At 34.7% G+C, this 22090-nt stretch carries 10 protein-coding genes and 1 tRNA gene; 3 read left to right on the top strand and 8 right to left on the bottom strand.

Going from position 1 to position 22090, the window contains the following annotated elements; all coding sequences use genetic code 11:
- The first annotated feature begins 10 nt into the window (after positions 1-10).
- The gene (locus tag J7574_RS20625; RefSeq protein ID WP_290973276.1) at positions 11-1942 is read left to right on the top strand and encodes a glycoside hydrolase family 97 protein; all 1932 of its coding nucleotides are present in this window, start codon (positions 11-13) and stop codon (positions 1940-1942) included.
- Positions 1943-2114: 172 nt separating this feature from the next.
- Here the strand turns inward: J7574_RS20625 and J7574_RS20620 are convergent, their stop codons facing one another.
- The 8 genes from J7574_RS20620 to J7574_RS20585 all read right to left on the bottom strand — a co-directional run bounded on the left by J7574_RS20620 (position 2115) and on the right by J7574_RS20585 (position 16860).
- Entirely contained in the window at positions 2115-4931 is a 2817-nt protein-coding gene (locus J7574_RS20620) for a pitrilysin family protein (protein ID WP_290973273.1), read from the bottom strand.
- 149 nt (positions 4932-5080) lie between these two features.
- On the bottom strand, positions 5081-7678 hold the full coding sequence (locus J7574_RS20615; RefSeq protein WP_290973270.1) for a prolyl oligopeptidase family serine peptidase: 2598 nt from the start codon (positions 7676-7678) through the stop codon (positions 5081-5083).
- A gap of 24 nt (positions 7679-7702) precedes the next feature.
- Positions 7703-9676: a TlpA disulfide reductase family protein gene (locus J7574_RS20610; RefSeq protein ID WP_290973268.1), complete on the bottom strand. Its 1974-nt coding sequence runs from the start codon at positions 9674-9676 to the stop codon at positions 7703-7705.
- A gap of 10 nt (positions 9677-9686) precedes the next feature.
- A complete protein-coding gene (locus J7574_RS20605) occupies positions 9687-11042 on the bottom strand; it encodes a RagB/SusD family nutrient uptake outer membrane protein (RefSeq protein ID WP_290973264.1) in 1356 nt (451 codons plus the stop codon).
- A gap of 17 nt (positions 11043-11059) precedes the next feature.
- The gene (locus J7574_RS20600; protein ID WP_290973261.1) at positions 11060-14620 is read right to left on the bottom strand and encodes a SusC/RagA family TonB-linked outer membrane protein; all 3561 of its coding nucleotides are present in this window, start codon (positions 14618-14620) and stop codon (positions 11060-11062) included.
- A gap of 173 nt (positions 14621-14793) precedes the next feature.
- Positions 14794-15858 carry a FecR family protein gene (locus J7574_RS20595; RefSeq protein WP_290973258.1) on the bottom strand — a complete coding sequence of 355 codons (1065 nt, stop codon included), beginning with the start codon at positions 15856-15858 and terminating at the stop codon, positions 14794-14796.
- A gap of 77 nt (positions 15859-15935) precedes the next feature.
- The gene (locus tag J7574_RS20590; protein WP_290973256.1) at positions 15936-16481 is read right to left on the bottom strand and encodes a sigma-70 family RNA polymerase sigma factor; all 546 of its coding nucleotides are present in this window, start codon (positions 16479-16481) and stop codon (positions 15936-15938) included.
- A gap of 291 nt (positions 16482-16772) precedes the next feature.
- Positions 16773-16860, bottom strand: a tRNA-Ser gene (locus J7574_RS20585).
- Between the two features lie 792 nt (positions 16861-17652).
- Here J7574_RS20585 and J7574_RS20580 point away from each other — a divergent pair.
- Positions 17653-20655 (top strand): TonB-dependent receptor, encoded by a 3003-nt coding sequence (locus J7574_RS20580; RefSeq protein ID WP_290973254.1) that lies wholly within the window; start codon positions 17653-17655, stop codon positions 20653-20655.
- 11 nt (positions 20656-20666) lie between these two features.
- Positions 20667-22016 carry a RagB/SusD family nutrient uptake outer membrane protein gene (locus J7574_RS20575; protein WP_290973250.1) on the top strand — a complete coding sequence of 450 codons (1350 nt, stop codon included), beginning with the start codon at positions 20667-20669 and terminating at the stop codon, positions 22014-22016.
- Positions 22017-22090 lie beyond the last annotated feature (74 nt).

Genomic DNA, 22090 nt, shown 5'->3' with positions numbered 1-22090 from the left:
TATTTATATAATGAAAAAAAAGTTTGTAAACCGATTTTTAATGGTCGTGATGCCGTCAGTATTTTTTCTGCTGACGAATTGTACCGCGCAAAATACCTCACTTTCGCTAAAATCTAAGGACAATCTCAATCAAATTTCGCTGTCTTTAAGTGAAGACGGGCAATTGTCTTATAAAGTGACACGTCATGATAAAGCCATTATTTTGGATTCTCCGCTTGGACTGACTTTTGAAAATGATGATTTTACTTCTGGTTTATCTGTTGTAAAAGTTTCGCCAATAGAAGAAAAACGCGAAAAATATGAACTGAAAGTCGCTAATAATAAAACGGCAGATCATGTTTTTAAAACCAAAAGCATCACCTTTAAAAACAAACAAGGCGCTTTGATGACGATAGATTTAATTGCAGGAGAAGAAGGCGTAGCTTTTAGATATAAGTTTGATAACAAGACAAATCAAATCAAAATTCTTAAAAATGAAGTAACGGGATTTCATATCGATCAGAAAGCAAAAGGCTGGCTGCAACCGTATAACAAAGCAGGAGATTATACGCCTGGTTATGAAGATTTTTATGTAAATGTAAAGTCAGGAGACCCGATAAGCGGTGCTCGAAACGAATCTGTGGGTTGGTGCATGCCGTCACTTTTTAATGTGAATGAGGCTAAAAATTGGGTTTTAATTGCAGAATCTGGTACAGATGGTTCATTTCCGGGCTGTCATTTAGCGCCAGATTCTAAAGACGGAATTTACAGAATTGCTTTTGCTAAAAATGATGAAAAATTCACGTTGCCATTGGCTGATAAAGGAAATGCTTATCCCGAGTCTGCTGAACCGTGGACAATGCCTTGGAGAGTTATTATGATTGGCGACAAAGCAGGCGATATTTTATTATCTACGATGATTACCGATTTGGCTCCAGCCTCTAAAATCAAAGATGTTTCTTGGATTCAATCTGGAAAAGCAGCTTGGTCGTGGTGGTCGCATCCAGAAGATTTTACTCCAGAAATGTATAATAAATTTACGGATGTTTCGGCTTCCTTTGGTTTCAAATACACGCTTTTTGATGCTGGCTGGGAAAAAGCAAACAAGGAAGGAAAGATTGTAGATTATGCATTGTCGAAAGGAGTGCAACCATTAGTTTGGGGATTTTCGGCAGAATACTTTGATCCAGAAAAAAGAAAAAAGAGATTTAAAGAATTGGCTGAAATGGGAATAAAAGGAGTGAAAATTGATTTTTGGTGTTCAGACAGACAAGAAGTGATGGCAGCTTTGCAAGGCGTTTTTGAAGACGCTGCAAAAGAACATTTATTGGTAAACTTACATGGAACAACAGTTCCGAGAGGATGGCACAGAACATGGCCGAATTTTGTAACGGCAGAAGCTATTTTAGGAACCGAAAGTTATTTCTACGAACCAAGATTTCCAGAAAAAGCGGCAGAACAAAATACCGTATTGCCCTTTACAAGAAACGTTGCTGGTCCAGCAGATTACACGCCGTTTGCTTTGACTTTTAGAAAATATACACGTTTAAATACCTCAGTTCATGAATTGGCAATGGCTATGATTTATACCTCAGGAATTATTCATTTCGCCGATTCAGAAGAAGTATTTAATTCGCTGCCAAATGAACTTAAAACTTTAATAAAAGAAATGCCTGCGACTTGGGATAAAACTGAAGCTATAGTAGCGGAGCCAGGAAAATCAATTGTTTTATCACGTAAAAAAGATAATCTTTCTTATATCATCGGAATAAATGGTACTAACACCGCCTTACCAGTTTCGATTGATCTGGCTCAATACGGAAAAGGCTATTCAAAATTCAGAATCATTTCTGAAGGTAAAGATCCGTTGATGGATTTTAAAGTAGAAACTTATCCAATAGAGGCTAAGTGGAAATACAATATGGCTCCAAAAGGTGGTTTTATTGTACAGTTTGTGAAGTAATAATGGATTAGCATGTATCGATTTGCTTGAAATAAAAGAGCTGTCCGGCAAGACAGCTCTTTTTAGTCTACAAATTTTATTACTAATTCAAATTTAAAAGAAAATTAAGTTTTTTCTTTCCAGAGACTATTAAAATTAAAGTAAAGAATTGCCGTTCTTAGAGCAATAAGTGCTATTTTGAAGCACTTACGTTTATTTTAGGCTGCATTACAACTTCTACTTTATCAGCGTTTGGCAATACTTCGCCTGCATATTTTTTAATGTCTTTTGCAGAAATACTTTTAATAAGTTTCTCATATTCCTCACTGCTTACAAACTTGTCTCCCGTTTTTAACTGATCGACTATAGTGTTCATCCAGTAGGAGTTAGATTTAATATTCTGCTGATTGCTTTTGATTAAATCTTCTTTTATATCTGATAAATCTTTGGCAGAAACATCATTTTTTACAATTGTTTCCAATTCTTCATAGACAATTTGAAGCAGTTTGATGTCTTTGTCTGGATTGCAATCGAAGCTTACGCGAAGAGAAAAAACCGGAGATGGATTTTTAGATAACGAACTCTGCGTTTGTACGCCGTAACTGCCTCCTTCATCTTCTCTAATTTTATCTAAATAACGTTTGTCCAGCAGCTGCGAAAGCATATAAGCCATGATTTGATTTTTCTCTGAAAATGCCACATTTCTGTTTTCCAAATGGACATAAATACTGGTTTTTGGAACACTCATTTCCCGTACCAATTTTTCTTTAACAAGTCCTTTTCCAGTTCCAATTTTATGGTCTTTAAACTTTTCTTGGGTTTGGTTTCCTTCGAGATTTCCTAAATATTTGTTGATGGTTTCCAGATCATTTTCAGCAATATTTCCAACAAAAACAAAAGTAAAATCTGAGGCATTTGAAATACGTTCTTTATAAATTCTGGAAGCATCATCAAACTTTATCTGGTTTAGATTTTCTTTGCTTAAAAGGAAAGTCCGTTTACTGTGATTGGTATCTAATAAAGCAATTGTATCGCCGAATATTTTGCTGTTGTTCTCATTTGCATTTTCAAGCGCATTGTTGTAATAATCCATGATTCGTTTGTATGCTTGAGTTTCAAATCTTGGATTTTTAAAGTATAAATAAGTCAGTTCCAAAAGCGTTTCCAAATCTTTTTTTACTGCGCTTCCGCTGAAACCTTCGTAATGTTCTGCAATAAACGGACTCAATTTAACTGCTTTGCCCGAAAGTTGTTTCTGCAAATCGGTTGCTTTAAAATCTCCTAATCCTGAGTTTTTGGCTAAGACAGTTGCAATTTGTGAAGAGGCCAAATCTTGCTGGGGCAATACAGAAATACCGCCTGGACTAAAAGCTGAAAACAGAATTTGATCCTGCGCTAAAGTCGTTGGGTAAATGATGACCTTGGCACCGTTTTCTAAAACATATCCTTTCGCTTCTTTAATACCTTTAATTTCAAATTTTTTAAAAACTGGTTTTGCAGTCAGCTTATCTGTTACCAAATCTGCATGGGCAATTGTTTCCGTGTAAGGCTCTAGCTTTTGTTCTTTTACCTTTTTAATTACGGTTGTATAATCTGTTTCTGTTGGGTAAGTCACATTTTCTTTTTCTGGCCCAGAAACGGTTAAAATTTGATTTTTCTCCGTCGGAAGTGCGCCAAACTTTTTGTTAACCTGATTAATATCTAATTTATTCAAAGTCGTTTTTACAAAATCGACTTCTTCTTCTAAACTCATTACAGGGGAAGCTTCTAAAAAGTAATGCTGCAATTGCGAAGCCCAGCTTTCATTACTGATTTTATCTTTGTTTTTTAATTGGTTTTCATAACCGGTACGCATATTTTCTTTTACACGCTCCAGTTCTTCTTTTGTAAAACCATTCTGAATCGCTCTTTCATATTCTGTATAAGCCTGCTGGAAAGCTTCTAGCAATCTTCCGTTTTTAGGATTAACAGTTAAGGAAAATAAAGAAGATAAACGGGTTAAACTAGAATGGCTTACACCTGCAGATAATAAAGCAGTTTCGTTGTTTACAATATATTCTCTAAAACGATTATTCATCATTTGCAAAACCAATTGTTCGGCAATGCCGTTTTCAAATTCGTTTTGATCCTGAACAAGTGGTTTGTTCTTTTTGAAGTTTAAGGTTATTGATGTTTTTTGCGCTTCTTTATCTACTGCCAGTTTATACAATAGTTTATCATTGTCTGGAACAGATTCGTACGTGCGCTCTGCTGCATTTGAAGGCATCGGAATTGACCCCATTATTTTTTTTACCTGCTGTTCTATTTTTGCAGGATCAATATCTCCTACAATTACTACAGCCTGATGATTTGGCAAATACCATTTTTTATAATAATCCCTTAACTGTTTGTATTTGAAATGATCTATAAGATCCATATCTCCTAAAACATCTCTTTTTGCATATTTTGAACCGTTGTACAATACGGGTTCAAGCTGCGAACCTATTCTTAAATCGGCATTTCTTCTGGTGCGCCATTCTTCATGAATTACGCCTCTTTCGGCATCAATTTCGGCATCTTTTAATGACAAAAATCCAGACCAATCGTGTAAAACATACAAACACGAATCTAATAAAACGGGATTTTTAACCGGCACATTGCTAATGTTGTAAACCGTTTCGTCGTGCGATGTGTAGGCATTAATATCGCGGCCAAACGTAACGCCGTGTTTGGCTAGCATATTAATAATTCCTTTTCCTTTAAAATGCTCTGTTCCGTTAAAAGCCATGTGTTCCAGAAAATGTGCCAGTCCGTTTTGATTGTCATCTTCTAAAATAGCGCCGACATTTTGAACAAAATAAAAATCGGCTCTTTCTTTCGGCCATTCGTTATGCAGAATAAAATATTGCATTCCATTGCTTAAAGTTCCGTGAACTACATCTTTCCGCAACGGAATGGTGGTCTTAAACTGCGCTGAAACCTGAGATAAACCCAAGATCATAAAATGCGCTAAAAATATCTTTACTTTCATTTGTTTGGTATTAATTATTCTTTTTTTGATTGATTTTTCTGCATTCTATTTTTTGAAAATCAGGCAGGGTAATTCTGCTGTTAGTTTGAAGGTCTCATAAGAAACCTCCAAATAACAGTCTTTGGGTTGTATAAATGTATCGGCTTATATTACATCCAGTCTGGGCGCGCGCGCCCTTTTAAATAGAAGTCAAAATACTGTTGCATTTTGAGCGTCCAATCTTTTCTATTGGCAGCATCATCCAAAGTATGGCCTTCTTTTTTGTAGTTAATTAATAAAGCTGTTTTTCCTAAACGGCGAAGCGCAAAAAACAAAGATTGCCCTTCCTGATAAGGCACTGCACGGTCATTATCATTGTGAAAAATAAGGATTGGCGTTTGGATGTTTTTAGCCGAAAAAATAGGCGAATTTTTGATGTATCCGTCCAGATTATCGTGCATAGAACTTCCCATACGATATTGATCGGCTTCGTATTTAAACATCGTCGAAATACCATTGGATCGCATTACAGGATAATTGGCAGTAAAATTGCTTACCCCAGAACCCACAATTGCACAGCTGAAAAGATCTGTTTTTGTAGTTAAGAAAGAAGTTTCGTAACCGCCAAAACTATGTCCCTGAATTCCAATTTTGCCTTTCTCCGTAATGCCTTTTGAAATTAAATATTCAACCCCGCTGATGACATCATTGTAGATGCTGTTTCCAACATCACCATACGTATAATGTACATCAGGCTGAAAAACAATATAACCCTGGCTTACAAAAGTTGGAATATTAATATTGGAAGTGCTGACTTCAGGCTGATGGTACTGATTAAATTCCTCGGTATGTTTTTCGTAAAAATGAACAATTACAGGATATGTTTTTTTGCTGTCATAGTTGTCCGGAAGATATAGATTTCCCTGGTTTTCTTTGCCGCTAAAACTTTTCCACGTCAGTAATTTCGCTGTTCCCCAAGCATAATCTTTCTGCTGTGGATTGATGTTGGTAATTCTTTGCTGTGATTTAAAATTTTCAATTCCCCACCATAAATCTGGAAAAGTACTATAGCTTTCTTTAGAAAATAAAACACTCGAATTATCTCCAGATACTTCTTCAATGTGTACGTTATATTCTGAAGGAGCGAATACTTTTGCAATAGAATTGGCATCAATTAATTTATAAACACCTTTCGATTTATGTTCTGTATCGAAACCATTTAGTGTAATGGATTTTTTGTTGTCTAGATTCCCAATATAACCTTGTTCTCCGTATCGAAGTTCAATTTTGTTTTTTCTTCCATACTGCTGCGTTATCGAATATGCCTTTTTTTGATTGGTCAGGTCAATAGCCCACAAATCAAACTGATCGTATAAAACGACTGTGTTTCCGTTATGTAACCAACCTGCGATTCCGTAAGCGGTATTTGCCGATTTCATATCTACATTATCATCTGAAATTGGAAAAGGAATTTGTAAACTGATATTTTTGAATTGCACAGAATTGCTGTCAAAAACGGTCCAGACTTTTGCCTTTTCATCATAAAAAACAGCAAAACTTCCTTGCGGATTCCAAGTTGGACTGCCAAAAACGCCTGTCAATACTTTTGTAGATTTTCCTGTCTCGGCATCGATCCAGTAAACATCATTACGTTCGTTAAAAGTCCAGTCTACTTCTACAGCGTAAGGTTTTTTATCTAAACCAAAAACGCCTTTAAAACTGCCAGATTCTGGTGTTAAAACCTGATCAAACTCACCAGTTGAAGCAATTTTGATTACTTTTTTATTTTGGATATCATAAAGAAATTTCTGCTCGCTTGGAAGTGTTTTTGAATTTCTCAATAATTCCTGTCTGCGTTCCATAGTTCCTTGATTCGATCTCCAGATTTCAACACCCGATTTAGGAATTTGAATATTTTCTGGACGCTTATTCGAGTTTACTGACAAGCTGATGAAACGACTGTTTTCATTTAATCCGTACGCTGTTTTTGAAATTGAATAACCAGACTCGCTTAACTTGATTTCATCATAATTGAATAAGACTTTTGCTGCATTAGTATTGAGATTAAAATAATAAACCATATTAAAATCGGCACTGTTATTTCCTTTTAAGGTAAAAGTTCCACCGTTTTCTTTATCGTTTAATTGAAAATCTCCAAAATCAGAAGCTTTTCCACTATAGATAGTTTCTTGTTTACCGCCTGGATTTCCGTGTTTTAGAAACACTTTGTCTTTCTCGATTTGGGCGTACACAATGGATTTGTTTTTTAAAAAACGAGACGATTTGATGTTGTTTACAGCAATACTGTCATTACTTTCTAAATTGTAACAAACCAAACGTTGGAGAAAAAATGGACCTTTTTCAGCCTCTGGACGCGTATAATATAGAAAATCAGTTCCTGCAAGAGCATTGGTATAATGTTTTGTTTTCCAAAGTCTTTTTGCTCCCGTTTTTAAATTTTGGAGTATAGTACTGTCTTTCTTAGTGTACTGAATCCAGTCTTTTTTTCCAATGAATTTCAGATCACCGATATTCTCAAAAACCAGACGTTTTCCTTTTGGAGCTTCTTGAACAATAATCTGCTTTTTATTTTCTTTTTCTTCCTCTTGAAATACAGTACTGTACGACATCCATTTACCAGTATAGGATAAAGATTTGCTATTAATTCTCTCCCACGACTGATAAGCCGATTCGTCAACTGTTTTTTTCTGTGCAGATAAACTATGTACACTCAAAGCGAATGTACATAGTAAGACTATTTTTTTCATATAATTAGATTTTCAGAAAGCGAATTATTCGTTCTTTAAAGCATTGATAACGCCTGTAAGTTCATCAACCAATTGTCCTGGATTTCCAGAATAACCTTCAGAAGTAAAACGAATTTTCCCGTTTTTGATTACTACTTTTCTTGGGATACCGCTAGATTTGAAAATTGCTGCATACTTTGAGAAAGATTCATTGTTTGTAGAACCGCCTTTTTTTACTAAATCAAAATAAGTATCTAGTTTTAATCCTTTTTCTTTTAGATAAGCAACAGCTGCTTTTTTGTAACCTTCATGATTTTCTTGAGTGCTGATAAAGTACACTTCGACTTGTTGGTCTTCTTTGAAGTTGGTAACCAATTGCTGCATTGCTGGAAAAGCCTTTTTACAAGGTCCGCACCAAGTTGCCCAAAAATCGATTACGATAATTTTACCGTTGTTTAAATCCAGTTGCTTTGTTTTTCCATCGGTTCCCTGAACTTTAATGGCAGGAGCGGCAATATCGATTAAAGCGATTTTTTCTTCAGACTTGTTTTCTTTTTTCAGCTGCTCTAAATAAGCAGGAAAATCACTTTCTTTTTTGCCTTCTTTTAAATACGCTTCTTTCAATTTAGCCGTCATTCCTTCTGATAAAGTATTTCTTCTTGCCGCATTTTTCAATACCTCGATAATAGGTTTGTTTAATGCTTCTAAAGCTCTTACGTGTATGTCGTTAATGCTTGCTTTTTCGTAACGTTTTTCTAATGGAAGCGCATCAAAAGTTTCCAGAACTTCTTTGTACTTTTTCAGCATATCGAACATACGAATCTGAATTACTAATTCGGTGTTCAATTGATTTTTAGCATTTTCTGTTGCCTGATTGGGTGACCAGTAAATTCCTTGCATATAAGACAGGTCATTTACTTTTGCCTTCATTTCTTTTATCATAGGCACAGCCATTGTTTCGATTACCGCTGGATCTACAGATTTTAGATATAAAGCTTTAGAAATATACTGGTGATAACCATCATTGATTGAGGCAAAATTCATTGTTGGAATCAGAGCCAGAATATTTTTGTAATCTTTAGTTTCGAAATAATACCCAAATTTTATTTTTACAATATTGTCATACAGATAATTTTGTGATGCAGGCACTTCTTTACTGTATGGAAAATCAGTTAAAAATTGATTAGCCGCTTTATACTTCTCAGTCGCATCAGCAATTTTATTGATTTTTTGATAGGTATTAAACCTTAAATACGCACCATTTGGAAATTGCTTCTGAATAACTGTTTCTAAAGAATCTGCTTTTTTCTGATCTTTTAAATCAAACAAATAAATATTGCGGAGTTTTATAAAAACTTCTTCGGGCATTCCTTTCGTATTTTTTGCAAATTGCGTTAAAACTTTAGGTGCAATCTCCTCAAATTTTTCAGGTTTTTGTTTTTTCAAGATTTTGATGTAGGTGTCAAAAAATTCAGGAAATCTGTCTGGATGGTCTTGAACTTCTTTTTTTAACCAATATTCGGTTGCATCTCCATCAATAGAAAAGTCTTTAAAATACCCGCTAAATTCTCCGTTGAAGTTTTTATTTCTAAAAGTTGCCCAAGCCAAATCGGCTCCAGGCATTTTTACTTTTGGTTCTTTAAAAGCCACCAGCATATATCCTTTGTCTTGATTGGTGTCTGTAACTAATCCATTTTCGGTATTACCATAGAATTTGAAAGCCATGAATGCACAATTTTTCGGAACCGTAAAATCGGCACTCCACGTACTTCCATTTTTTTTCATTTTAATATCTTCAATTTCCCATCTGTAGTCGTTGAAAACATAAGCGTAACCGTTGATTTCTTTAATATTTTCTAGTGGACCGCCTTTTGGATCATAAGTCATATTTATAGTTGCTCCAGGAATAGGAATGTCTGCCATTCCTTGTAATCTGGATGTAACTTCTTGAGCCGAAACAGGTAAGGTAAGGACGCAAAACGCCAATACCAAAAGCTTGATATTTAATTTTTTTAACATTGTAATGAATTTATTTGCCCAGTTCTGGGTTTAAATCGATGTAATTTTGGTTGATTGGGAATACATATCCATCGCTGTTAGGAGCAAGGGTAAAGGTATTTCCTTTAAAAATTCGTGTGTATGTTTTCTGAAAAGCCGGATCAAGATTTAATCTTCGCTGATCGAACCAGCGGAAACCTCTTCCTATAAATTCTTTTTGTCTTTCTGTTAAAACAAGATTCAGAGCTTCGGTACTTGTTGTAGCGCTTACTTGATATGCGGCATTGGCTCTGAATCTTTTTGCTCTAAGAATATTAAGATAATCCACGGCCTTTTGAGTTTGTCCTGCTCTGGCATAACATTCAGCAGCGATTAAATACATTTCGGGAACCGAAACTCCAACGTTAATTCCGTTTGTAGTGCTATAGGTGGCAATTCCAAAACCTCTTCCGGTGTAAGTTGGAGAAATAGCAATATTACCAGGAATGGTGTAGTAATCATAACGCAAATCGGTGGTTCCAAAACTACTGAGCAAATCATTAGAAAGAGGTGCTCTGTTATACGTTAATAGCAAAGTTTTAGAGAATATAACCTCAGGATTCTGAATTAAAACGGGATAACTGTAACCAGTAGCAAATGTTTTTAAATCAATTAATCCATTTTGCATTTGTAAAGCTTTCTCCGCATTTTCAAGACTTAGTTGATATTGGCCCATATAAAGGTACGTTCTTGCCAATAATGCATAAGCTGCTTTTTTGGATGGAAGCACGTTAAAAGGAGGTGTATCCTGGATATCATTTGCCAAAGCACTCTTTAAATCAGAAATAATCTGATCGTAAATCTGACCAACTGTACTTCTGTCTAATGACGAAAATAGTTCTGGTTTTAATAATAGCGGGACCGCTTTTTCTGAATTAGCAGAAGCTGGATCAAACTGAGGACCGTAAGTATTTACTAACTGAAGGTATGCAAATGCTCTATGAACAAAAGCTTCAGCATAGATTTCTTTTTTCTCGGCATCTGTTCCTTTTTCACTGCTCATAACGCCGTCCAGAAGAACATTACTGTAATAAACGGCTTTGTATAATCCGATATAGTCTGAGTCGCCCTGAGACGGATCGTAGATTCTATCCTGCCATGTATAGCTGTTTGCCCAAATGGTACTTACACCATTTTGATAGGTCGTAGGAAATTCTACATCGGCATTGGCCAATAAATAAATACCTCCAGAACCACTAATGTCGTTGTAGGCATTAGCAATGGCTCTGTAATCTGAAGTATATTTTAAAATTCTGTTGTTTCCAACTTGCTCTACTTCAACATAATCTCTACAAGAGTTTAGTAGAAGTGCAGGCAGAATATATAGTGTGAATTTAAGAAATTTCATAAATCTGTTTTTTAAAATTAAAAACCGCAGTTAAATTGTAAAGAGTATGTACGCTGTGGAGGAAGTGTATTGTAGTTGTTGTTTGACAAATACTGAGGGTCAATTCCTAAATCGTTTTTAACCCATAACAATCCTAAATTCCTGGCTGCGAAATTAAAACTCAATGATTTTATAAAAGTTTTTTCTAACCATTGGCTTGGCACATTATAACCTAATGAAACTTGCTGTAATCTAATGTTATCTGCTGGAAGTACATTAATATCTGCCATTTGATAACGGTTTAAACTATTAAAACCGATATTGGTCAAACCAGGAACATTAGTATTTGCTTCGTCTCCAGGTTGTCTCCAGCGATCTGCAACAAGTGCGTCTTTTGCAACGGCTCCGTTTTGTACTCCTACGTAAGAAGGGTAATTTTGTAAAACTGTATTTCTAAACACATGCCCACCATAATACGTGATTTGAACTCCAAGCCTGAAGTTTTTAAACGAGAAATCGTTCATGAAACCTCCAGAATAAGGAGCAAATGTAGTTCCCATATACTTTAGATCGTCTTTATCTACTGCAGCAATTCCCTGACTTGAATTTACAATTGTACCGTCTTTTTTGCGTATGGTAGATTGTCCGTTGCTGTCTAATCCTGCCCAATCGTAGGCATAAACATATCCAATCGTTTTGCCTTCTGTGGTTACACCAGACAGATATTGGTTAGTAGTTGTTGCTTTAAAACGAGAGTCTGTAACTTCATTAGTATTGTAACCAAGATTTACAGTACTGTTCCATTTAAATCCAGCATTAAAAATAGCTCCTGAAATAGTAAAATCTACTCCATGTCCTTTTAAAGTTCCAGTGTTATAATTTACAAAAGACCAGCCATAAGTTGGATTAAATGGCAGACTTACTAAAATGTCATTTGTTTTTTTATAGTATAAATCAACACTTCCTCGTAAACGATTGTTGAAAAAACCATAATCTAAACCGTAATTTGTTGTTGTGGTTGTTTCCCATTTAATTTCAGGATTTTCAGGAACACTGATAGATCCAATTGGCAATTGCGTATTAAAATCGACAGATCCAATGCTAATTATTGGGCTTTGGCTTCCAAAACCACCAGCAGGAGAGATTGCCGCTTTACCGTAAGTAGCTCTAAAGGCTAAAGTGCTCAGCCAGCTAACATCTCTTAAGAAAAACTCTTTATTTATATCCCATTTTGCTCCTGCAGACCATAGTGGTACAGCTCTATTTTTTTTGGAAGCTCCTAATAGGTTGGTGTCATCAAAACGAACACTTCCTGAAATATGGTAACGGTTCATAAAATCATACGAGCCTAATCCGTAGTACGATAAATAACGGTTTCTTGATTTACTAATACTAGTATCTGAGCTTCCAATTATACTCTGCCATCCGTAAACGGTAGTGTAATAAACTGTTGGATTTATGGCTTGTCCTGAGTTAGTGTCCGTATTGTAGCCATAGTATCTTTGACTGGAACCTTCTCTGCGTTCTTCTCTGATTTCTGTACCTGCTAAAAAGTGTAAACTGTTATCTTCGTTAAAATTTTTATTGATATTCATCTGAAAACGCATGCTCTGAGTGTCATTGTTAGTATTCGTATTAGATAAATAAGATCCAAGCGGTATACCATACACTAATTTTCCAGCAGAGTTAACAGATGTTGCCTGATTGATCATGTTTCGGGTATAATAACTATCCAACTCACTCAAAGATTTGGTTTTATTTGTTATGGAAGTATACATTCCCGATGCTTCAAAATTTAACCAATTTGTAACTGTTGCTGTTAAACTTGCATTTAATCTTAAATTGGCTCCTTTGGTTATTACATTAGAATAATTCAGTTCATCTAAATAATTGTAAGACCAAGGTAAATAACCTTTTGCTTCGAATCCTTTTGATACTGCTGGCGTGAAAAGAAAATAACGGCTAATGCCATTTCCGTTTTCATCGGCAATCATATCATACGGACGCAAAGCCGTAGCGGATACATTTGATAAGGCTTCGTTTGCAACAGTATTGGTTTGGTATGTTGTTGGAACATAGTTGACTCCCGTATTCAGTTTTAAGAAACTTTTGAGCTGAAAGGAGTTGTTTAATGTGATATTATACGATTTAGAATCATTTCCCTGCATCGCCGCATTATCTTTATTATAACCTAAAGACAAATAGTAGGTGCTTTTTTCGTTTCCACCATTTATAGATAAGTCGTATTGTGTAGTAAATGAGTTCCTTAATAAGTATCTGTCTATCTGATCCAAATTATTATTTTGTCCTAACTGGTTTAGAAGAAGATCTCTTTGAGCCAAAGAAATTTCGCCTCTTTTTTGTCTAAACATTATTTCCTGTGCTGCGCTTGGATTAAGAGCTTGCCAGTTCGAAATATTGTCAGCAGCGAAACCGCCGTTTACAAGATCTTTTTCGTAATCAATGTATTGAGCTGAATTCATGACGCGCAGTTTTCCCAAATCAATTTTCTCGCCTACCGTTGTAGTGGTGTTGAAATTTATAACGGGTTCTCCTTTTTTGCCTTTTTTGGTTGTAATTACAATGACACCGTTGGCGGCTGCAGAACCCCAGATCGAACTCGCAGCAGCGTCTTTTAAAACCGAAATGCTTTCTACATCATCTGGATTAAGATAACTTAAAATAGAAGATCCCGGAACACCTCTTTTAGAGAAAGCAAAATCTTCTCTCGATTGCGGAAAACCATCAATTACGATTAATGGCTGTCCTGTTCCTCCATAATTATTAGTTCCTCTCACGCTAATAGAACCTGTTCTTGGATCTACATTTACACCGGCAATTTTTCCTTCTAGCCTTGATTGAATATCTACTGTAGGCACTTCTGCCAATTCTTTTGCAGTAATTAAACCAATAGCTCCGGTTACTCTTTCTTTTGGAATTTCGGTATATCCGTTAGAAACGGTAATCTCTACACTATGAAGTTCCATTACATCGGGAACAAGCACAGCATCAATTACTCTCTTATTATTTACTGGAATAGTTACCGTTTTAAAACCCAACGAACTAAAAACGATAGTATCATTTGGAGCGACTCTCATGCGATAATCGCCTTCTTTTCTGGTAATATCCCAAGTTTGTTTTCCTTTCAAGACAACATTTACTCCAATAAGTGGTGCGCCTTTTTTATCGGTTACTTTCCCTGTTAGTTCGTATTCTAATTGTACTGCTTTTTTATTATTTCTTTTTACAACAACCTGTTTGTCAATAATATCATAAGTTAGATTATTGCTTTTTAAGGCATTGTTTAAAATTTCCTCTAATGGAGCATCTTTTTCTAAAGTAATCGTATTAGGACTTTTAAGGACATCATCATTATAGAAGAAGACATAATTAGTCTGCTTTTCCAAAGTAGAGAAGAAGTCAATTAGCGGAGTGTTCTTGAAACGAACATGTATTTTATTTTGACCTAAAGAAGGGTTCGCATATAAACTACACATACTTATCCAAATAAATGCAGTAATAGATCTCATAAGCAGCAGATATAGGTAATAGTGGTATCGTCCAGAAAAATACTTTTCTGAATTATGTTTTTTATTCATAATTTTGTTTTGAATTAAGATGCAGTCAACTCACGTTGACTACTGTTCTACATTGCCAAAAGATGCGCCAACATCTTTTGGTTTTTTTTTTGGTTAGTTTTTACAAATAAGGGTTGATATGTTTACTTTTGGTCTTATATCATAGGCTTTGGTGGTTTTTAGAATTGCTTTTTTTATTTAATTGTAATAGTTCTTTGGTTTGCGTTCACAGTACATGTGCTGTTGGTAATACTGGATAATGTACTTGCCAGCGAATTCAGATTTTCATTTAAGGCAAAAGATCCTGAATAATTGGTTTCTAGATTCAAGTTTGAACCTTTAATAAATTCAATTTTATAATATTTTGAAAGCTTGCTTAAAATCGTATTCAAGTCTTCACTTCTGAAAGTAAAATAGCCTTCACGCCAAGACAAGATAGATTCTACCTCTTTTCTTTCTACTTTGAGCTGTTTTTTATCTTTATTGATCGTTGCAATCATTCCTGGAGTCAAATCTTCCTGAATTTCCTGATTGCTTAAAAGTCCTTTTTTAGCATAAGTAATTCTTACTTTTCCTTCTAATAAAGCAGTTTGAACGGTTTTGTCTTCAGGATAAGAACTTACATTAAAGACAGTTCCAAGCACGCGTACATTACATTCTTTTGTTTTTACAAAGAAAGGTTTGGTTTTATCATGCGCTACATCAAAAGCGGCTTCTCCTGTTAAATAAACTTCACGGATAGAACCATCAAATTGAGTCGGATAGATTAGGGAAGAGCCAGAATTCAGCCATACTCTTGTTCCGTCTGTTAATACAATCTGTGTTCTTTTTCCATAAGGAACACGCACCGTATTAAAGGCAGCTGCGCTTGAATTTGTGTTTATAGCTTGTTTTCCAACCGTAACTTTTTCTCCATTTTTGCCATAGCTGATAACAGCACTATCTTGCACCGCGATAGTTTGTTTGTCTTGTAAAACAAGTGAGATTTCTTCTAAATCAATATTAGAATCAGTCGAAGTATTACTTGCGGTAAATTGCTCTAATGCTGTTTGCGGTTTACTGCCTACAGTATTATTACGATTGATAAATACAGATAGAGAGACTAATAAAACAACACTTGCAGCTGCAGAATAGATTAGGAGTCTTTTCTTTCTCCTTTTTCTCGATTCTTCTTGCTGAAGCTCGATTAGTCCAAGATGAATTCGATCCTTTAAGGATTCTTTTTCATCATTTGATATTTTATTAAAATTAATTTGCAAGGCGATGTTTTTTATGGGGTCTATATTTCTATAGAGAACAACCCTTTAAAAACATAGACAAAAAAAATAACCTTTTTTTAAAGTTTTTTTCGAAGTTCTTTCAAACATCTGTATATCAGTGTTCTGCAAGACTCAATAGAAATGCCTAAAATTGAAGCAATTTCTTCATAAGGTTTGTCTTCATTGAATCTGTAAAATAGTGCGGTACGTTGTTTTTCGGTAAGATCCTGCATAGCATAAGCCAATTTTGAGTTCAACTCTAAATTGTTTTCTTCTTCAATTAAAGTTTCTTCAAAAGACTCTTCTTTGGGTGTAACTGTATCGTAATCAGTATTTATATGAAATATTTTTTGAGAAGCTTTATTCTTTTTTAAAATGTTTCTCTGCGTAATTTTAAATAAGTACGATTTAACGTTTACGCTTTCAGCAAGACCATTTCGGTATTTATAAATGTCCAAAAAGACATCATGAATTGCATCTTTAGCAATTGTAGGTTCGTTAGTATATTGTAAAGCGAAAGTAAGTAAAACATCAGCATAGATATCATATAGCTTTTCAAAGGAGGTAATATCACCTTTTTTAATCTGCTGCCATAAAAAAATATCTGTTTTGGTATTCTCCATTTAAGGAATAAAATTGCTTACGTTTTTAAAGCAAATCTATAACTTTTATGAGTAAATGGGATAATTTTTCGAATATATAGCATGAAATTCGTTGTTTTGGTCAAAAAAATGGCGATTATTTTGTTAATTTTTTGAATTTGAAGATAAGAATTCAAAAAGCAACAAAGATTGTGTTTTGAAGTATCCCAAAATTTTAAAAAAGATGGCTTGCATTAGTGGGCAAAAACAAAAAAACCTCTAAACTTATGTTTAAAGGCTTTTGACTTTTAGAGCTTTTTTTGAAGCTTCATCTGGCGGAGAAAGAGGGATTCGAACCCCCGGACCTGTTACAGTCAACAGTTTTCAAGACTGCCGCATTCGACCGCTCTGCCATTTCTCCAGTATGTTGCAATCGTTGCGTGATTGCGAGTGCAAATATAAGGCGTTTTTTTAATTGTGAAAGTTTTTTTTAAAATTATTTTCAAATCTATTGTGCAGACCACTACACTGAAATTTTCAGGAGTTTGTCGGATCAAATTGCAGTGCAATTAACTAATTCAAAACCAATGTTTCAATATATTTTGGACTTTTCTTATTTGCCCCTAAAGGCAGATAAGTCCTAAAGGTAGATAATTAGTATGCAAAGCATTTTTCAAATGTATTTTTAAATGTTGTGTATTTCTAGTTTTTATTTGTTTTGTGTATTTTATGTCTTAAAAAAGTGAATAAAAATCATTGTAAAAACAAAAATCATGAATAAAGTTTAATAAAAAATATGGTATTTTATTTTTTAGTTCATTTTTTTTTCTACTTTTATCGTCAAATAAAATTAGTTTACTTTGATTGCAGGAAAAGCAAATACAATTATAAAAACAAAGTCTCTTACCTTAAGAGGTCTTCAGCCTATCTTTAATTGTTGAAGAAATTGATGCATAAACACTACTCTTAAGTGTTTAGTATCATTATTGTATTTTTTTATTTTCTCAACCAAACCCAACCAAATGAATTTTACCAATTTATTAAACCGTTGTATTGATTGCAAATCACTTTATCTAAAAGGGTTGCAACCAATATTCAATTGTTAAAAGTTTTCATTTTACAGTTTTACAGATTTTTATGCCCGAAACTCTTCATTTTAATGAATTGTTAAGGTGTTTCTATTATCAATCTTGTTAAATTTTAAACTAAGAAAATGAAACTAAACAAAAAACTAAAACTATTTATTGTGCTATTGTCCTGTATTTCGACATATGCTCAAAAAACTATAAAAGGAACTGTTACAGACAAACAATCTAATATTCCCATGGTAGGAGTCAATGTTATTGTTCCTAATTCAAAAGTAAGCACAGTTACAGATTTTGATGGAAAATTCCAGCTTCAAGTACCTGAAAACAGCACTTCAATAGAACTGTCCTATATGGGATATCAAACCCAAAAAGTTACTATAGACGAAAAATCTAATTATACTGTTTCTATGACTTCAGGCCAAGGCCAAAGTCTAGATGAAGTGGTGATTATTGGTTACGGAACACAATCTAAAAAAGATGTAAGTTCCAGTATACAATCTATAAAAACCAAAGATTTGCCTCAAGGAACTTCTTCAAGTTTTGAAAACAGCCTGCAAGGGCAGACTCCTGGGGTTAACATAAGTTCGTCATCGGCTACGCCTGGAAGTGCGATAAGTGTTAATATTCGTGGTGTTTCTTCTATTTCGGCCAGTAGCCAGCCTTTGTACATAATAGACGGAATTCCGATAGTATCCAGAAATAATTCAGCATTGAATGCCAATATACAACCTGTGAATCCTTTAGCAGATTTGAGCCCAAATGATATCGAATCTTTTACAATTTTAAAGGATGCCGCAGCTGCTGCGATATATGGATCACGAGGTGCTAATGGAGTAATTTTAATTACGACAAAAAGAGGGAAAACAGGAGCAAGTACCGTGGATGTCAACTATTACACTTCTTTTGCACAAATTTCGAAATATCCAAAAATGGTAGACAGCGAAAAGTTTAAAAAATTTTTCAACACTGCTGCAGAATTTGACGGACTAGGTTCTGATTATTTTGATTGGATTGATACCTCAAAAGGAATTAATACCAATATTTATGACGAAATTTTTAGAGTTGGCGTAACACAAAATTTAGATCTTAGTGTTAAGGGAGGAAGTGAAAAAACAAGCTATTATCTAAGTGGAAATTATTATAATCAGGAAGGAATTCAGTTAGGCCAAGGTTTTAAGAGATTGAGTGCTCGAATGAATTTGGATCATAATATTAACGAAAAATTTAAAATAGGAAACACCTTTTTTATAACACGAAGCAATCACCAGCGAACAATTGGAGAAAATGATGAATATGGAGTTGTAATTAATGCTCAGGGATGGGATCCTACAGAACCAGTTTATGATGAAAAGGGAAATTATACCAACCCATTTAAATACAATACTTGGTGGCCGCTTGAAAACCCAGTTCAGATTGCCAACGAATATAAAAATGCTTCTCAATCTACTCGTGTGCAAGGTACAGCATATGTTGAATGGAAAATTATACCGGATTTAAAATTTAAATCTGCTTTTTCATTGGAATATTCCAACTTAGTTGAGGATTCTTATGTTCCTTCAGGCACAAATAAATCCAAAACAGGTGAAGGTATTTATGCAACATACGAAGAAACCAATTGGCTTGTTGAAAATACTTTAAACTACAATAAACTATTTGGCGAAAAACACAATTTTGGAGCCATTTTGGGCTGGACAATACAAGAGAATGAAACTCGTTTTTCAGACCAGTCTGGTGTAGGGTATGCTACCAATACAACATCTAGTATTTCGGCAGCAAGTACGATCATCGCTAGTTCTTCAGGTAGAAACCAATATGGTTTACAATCCTTTTTTGGAAGAGCAAATTATGTTTACGATGAAAAATATATAGCATCTTTTACACTGAGAGCTGATGGTTCGTCTCGTTTTGGAGAGAATAATCGATATGGTTATTTTCCTTCGGGATCTGTAGCCTGGAGAATTAATAAAGAGAAATTCTTTAAAATTGAAAGTATTTCTGATTTAAAAATAAGAGCCAGTTACGGACTTACAGGAAATCAGGAAATTGGTTCAAACTGGCGAGGAACGTATACTTTGAATGCCAATTACAATGGAGTTCCAGGAATAGCGCCTAATCGATTAGAAAACCCGGACTTGGGCTGGGAAAAAACCAAACAGCTGGATATTGGTCTAGATTTAGGATTGTTTAAAAACCGAATTAGTATTACGGCTGATTATTTCAACAAACAAACAGATGATCTTTTATTGCAAGCCAAAGTTTCGGGACTTACTGGTTTTAACTCTGTTTATCAAAATGTTGGCGCAATAGAAAATAAAGGATTCGAATTCGGGATAAATGCTGCTGTCTTTGACGGAAACGATTTTAAATGGAATACAGGAGTAAATTTTACATTGCTGGACAACAAGATTAAAAAATTGATCAATGATGGAGAAGAAGTAGGAAGAAACCATATTCTTAAAGAAGGACAAGAGGTAAGTACTTTGTATTTAATTAAATTTTTAGGTGTGGATCCGCAAACTGGAGATGCCAAATTTGAAGACATAAATAAGGATGGCATTATCGATTTCTCTGACAGGCAAATTGTTGGCGGCGCATTGCCAACTTATTATGGAGGATGGAGCAACAATCTAAGCTACAAAGGATTTACCTTAACTGCAAACTTTGTATTCTCTGGAGGAAACAAAATATTCAATCAAAGCCGACATGTTTATGATAATTATGGTTACACAAAAAGTGGTATTCCATATTCTAACATAAGCGAAAGAGTTTATGATAATTATTGGAGAACTCCAGGCCAGATTACAGATGTGCCAAGACCTTCTACAAAAGATGGACAAATGCAGCGTTTCAGCACGCAGTTCTTGGAAGACGGCGATTACATCAGATTAAAAACCTTAAGTCTTGCTTATAAATTGCCTTCAAAAGTTATTCATAAAATAGGCTTAAATAGTCTTTCTCTTTACATACAAGCTCAAAATTTATTTACCATAACAGATTATTTAGGTTTTGACCCAGAGGTTTCTACTAATACGTCAAGTCAGCAAGATCTGAATATTCTTCAAGGAGAAGATTTTGGAACTTTAGGACAAGCACGCACTTTTACATTAGGATTAAGTACAACATTTTAAAACTTAGAATCATGAAAAATAAAAAGATATTGATATTCTTGTCTGTTTTGCTAGCCTTTACGGTTTTTGGATGTGACGATGTATTGGATACTAAATTAGATGATGAAATCCCGGCTGCAACAGCGATAACAGATAATATTTCATTAAAAGCGGCAGCTGTAGGGCTATATGATGTAATGCAGAACGGGACTTACTATGGAGGTGAATTCATATTAGCTCAGGAATTAACAGGAGGCAATGCCGATGCAACAGGATTTCAGGAACGTTTCGCTCAGTTGGACAATGCTATTGTTCCTCCATCAAATGCTTACATTCAAAGCAATTGGGTAAATGTGTATACTCTTGTAAATGCCAGCAATTTGATTTTGTTAAAAATGGAAGAGCTTCAGCTGAAAGATGATAATTCTAAAGGCACTGCACTTTTCTGCAGAGCATTAGGGCATTTTGATGCTTTGCGTCAGTTCGGACAGTTTACAGATCTTAACTCAAAATATGGTATTCCTGTTTCTACTCGCTATTTAGATGCAAAATCGGCTACGGAAATTTCCAGATTTACTGTTGCACAGTCTTATCAGCAGATTATTTCAGATTTACAAGAAGCCGTCGCAATTTTAAAATACGACAGTAAAAGATTCTTTATTACAAAAGCTGCCGCTGAAGCTTTGCTTGCAAGGGTTTATTTGTATAAAGGCGATTATGATAACGCTATTTTGTACTCCAGTAAAGTAATTGACAATAGCACCTACAAATTGAATTCAAAGTATAATGATATTTATGATGTAGAAGGTTCAGCCGAAGCTATATTCGAGTTACAATTTTTGGGTATTGATGGTAATAGTTTAACGGAGTTTTTATCTGTTTCGCCTCCAGAGGTTTCGGCTAATTACAGTTCTTTTTTCAAACCTATGGACGATGACAATGATCCAAGAAGCTATAAGTATTATGATTCAGGAAAAGAAGTTTATTGCGATAAATATGGAACTCGTGATAGTGAAATAGATGGAAACGCAATTATCATCAAACTTTCAGAAATCTATCTTATTCGTGCAGAGGCATTGGCAAAAAAGAATCCTCAAAATTTAACTTTGGCTTTGGCCGATTTAAATGTAGTGCGTCAAAGAGCATTGCCTGCAAAACCTTATGCTTTAATAGATGTTCCAGATCTAGATGCTTTTGTTAGTGTTTTGATTGAAGAAAATAAAAGAGAATTAGGTTTTGAAGGACATCATTGGTTTACTATAGTTCGATTAGGCAGAGCAACTTCTATTTTAAATATTCCTGCTTTTAGAACAGTATATCCGATACCGCAAAATGAAATTACAATTGCCCATGGCAAACTAGAACAAAATCCTGGATATTAAAAATCCCCCAGAAGAAGCTGCTAATACGGAATTCATCCATATAAAAATGTATTTCGTTTAGCAGTCTTCTTTAA

The organism is Flavobacterium sp. (assembly GCF_017744675.1).
Classification (GTDB): domain Bacteria; phylum Bacteroidota; class Bacteroidia; order Flavobacteriales; family Flavobacteriaceae; genus Flavobacterium.
This window is presented reverse-complemented; position numbering and strand designations above follow the sequence as displayed.

Bases quoted from the DNA above. Each gene is read 5' to 3' on its own strand.
- J7574_RS20625 (WP_290973276.1), top strand. From the start codon at position 11: ATGAAAAAAAAGTTTGTAAACCGATTTTTAATGGTCGTGATGCCGTCA.
- J7574_RS20620 (WP_290973273.1), bottom strand. From the start codon at position 4,931: ATGAAAGTAAAGATATTTTTAGCGCATTTTATGATCTTGGGTTTATCT.
- J7574_RS20615 (WP_290973270.1), bottom strand. From the start codon at position 7,678: ATGAAAAAAATAGTCTTACTATGTACATTCGCTTTGAGTGTACATAGT.
- J7574_RS20610 (WP_290973268.1), bottom strand. From the start codon at position 9,676: ATGTTAAAAAAATTAAATATCAAGCTTTTGGTATTGGCGTTTTGCGTC.
- J7574_RS20605 (WP_290973264.1), bottom strand. From the start codon at position 11,042: ATGAAATTTCTTAAATTCACACTATATATTCTGCCTGCACTTCTACTA.
- J7574_RS20600 (WP_290973261.1), bottom strand. From the start codon at position 14,620: ATGAATAAAAAACATAATTCAGAAAAGTATTTTTCTGGACGATACCAC.
- J7574_RS20590 (WP_290973256.1), bottom strand. From the start codon at position 16,481: ATGGAGAATACCAAAACAGATATTTTTTTATGGCAGCAGATTAAAAAA.
- J7574_RS20580 (WP_290973254.1), top strand. From the start codon at position 17,653: ATGAAACTAAACAAAAAACTAAAACTATTTATTGTGCTATTGTCCTGT.
- J7574_RS20575 (WP_290973250.1), top strand. From the start codon at position 20,667: ATGAAAAATAAAAAGATATTGATATTCTTGTCTGTTTTGCTAGCCTTT.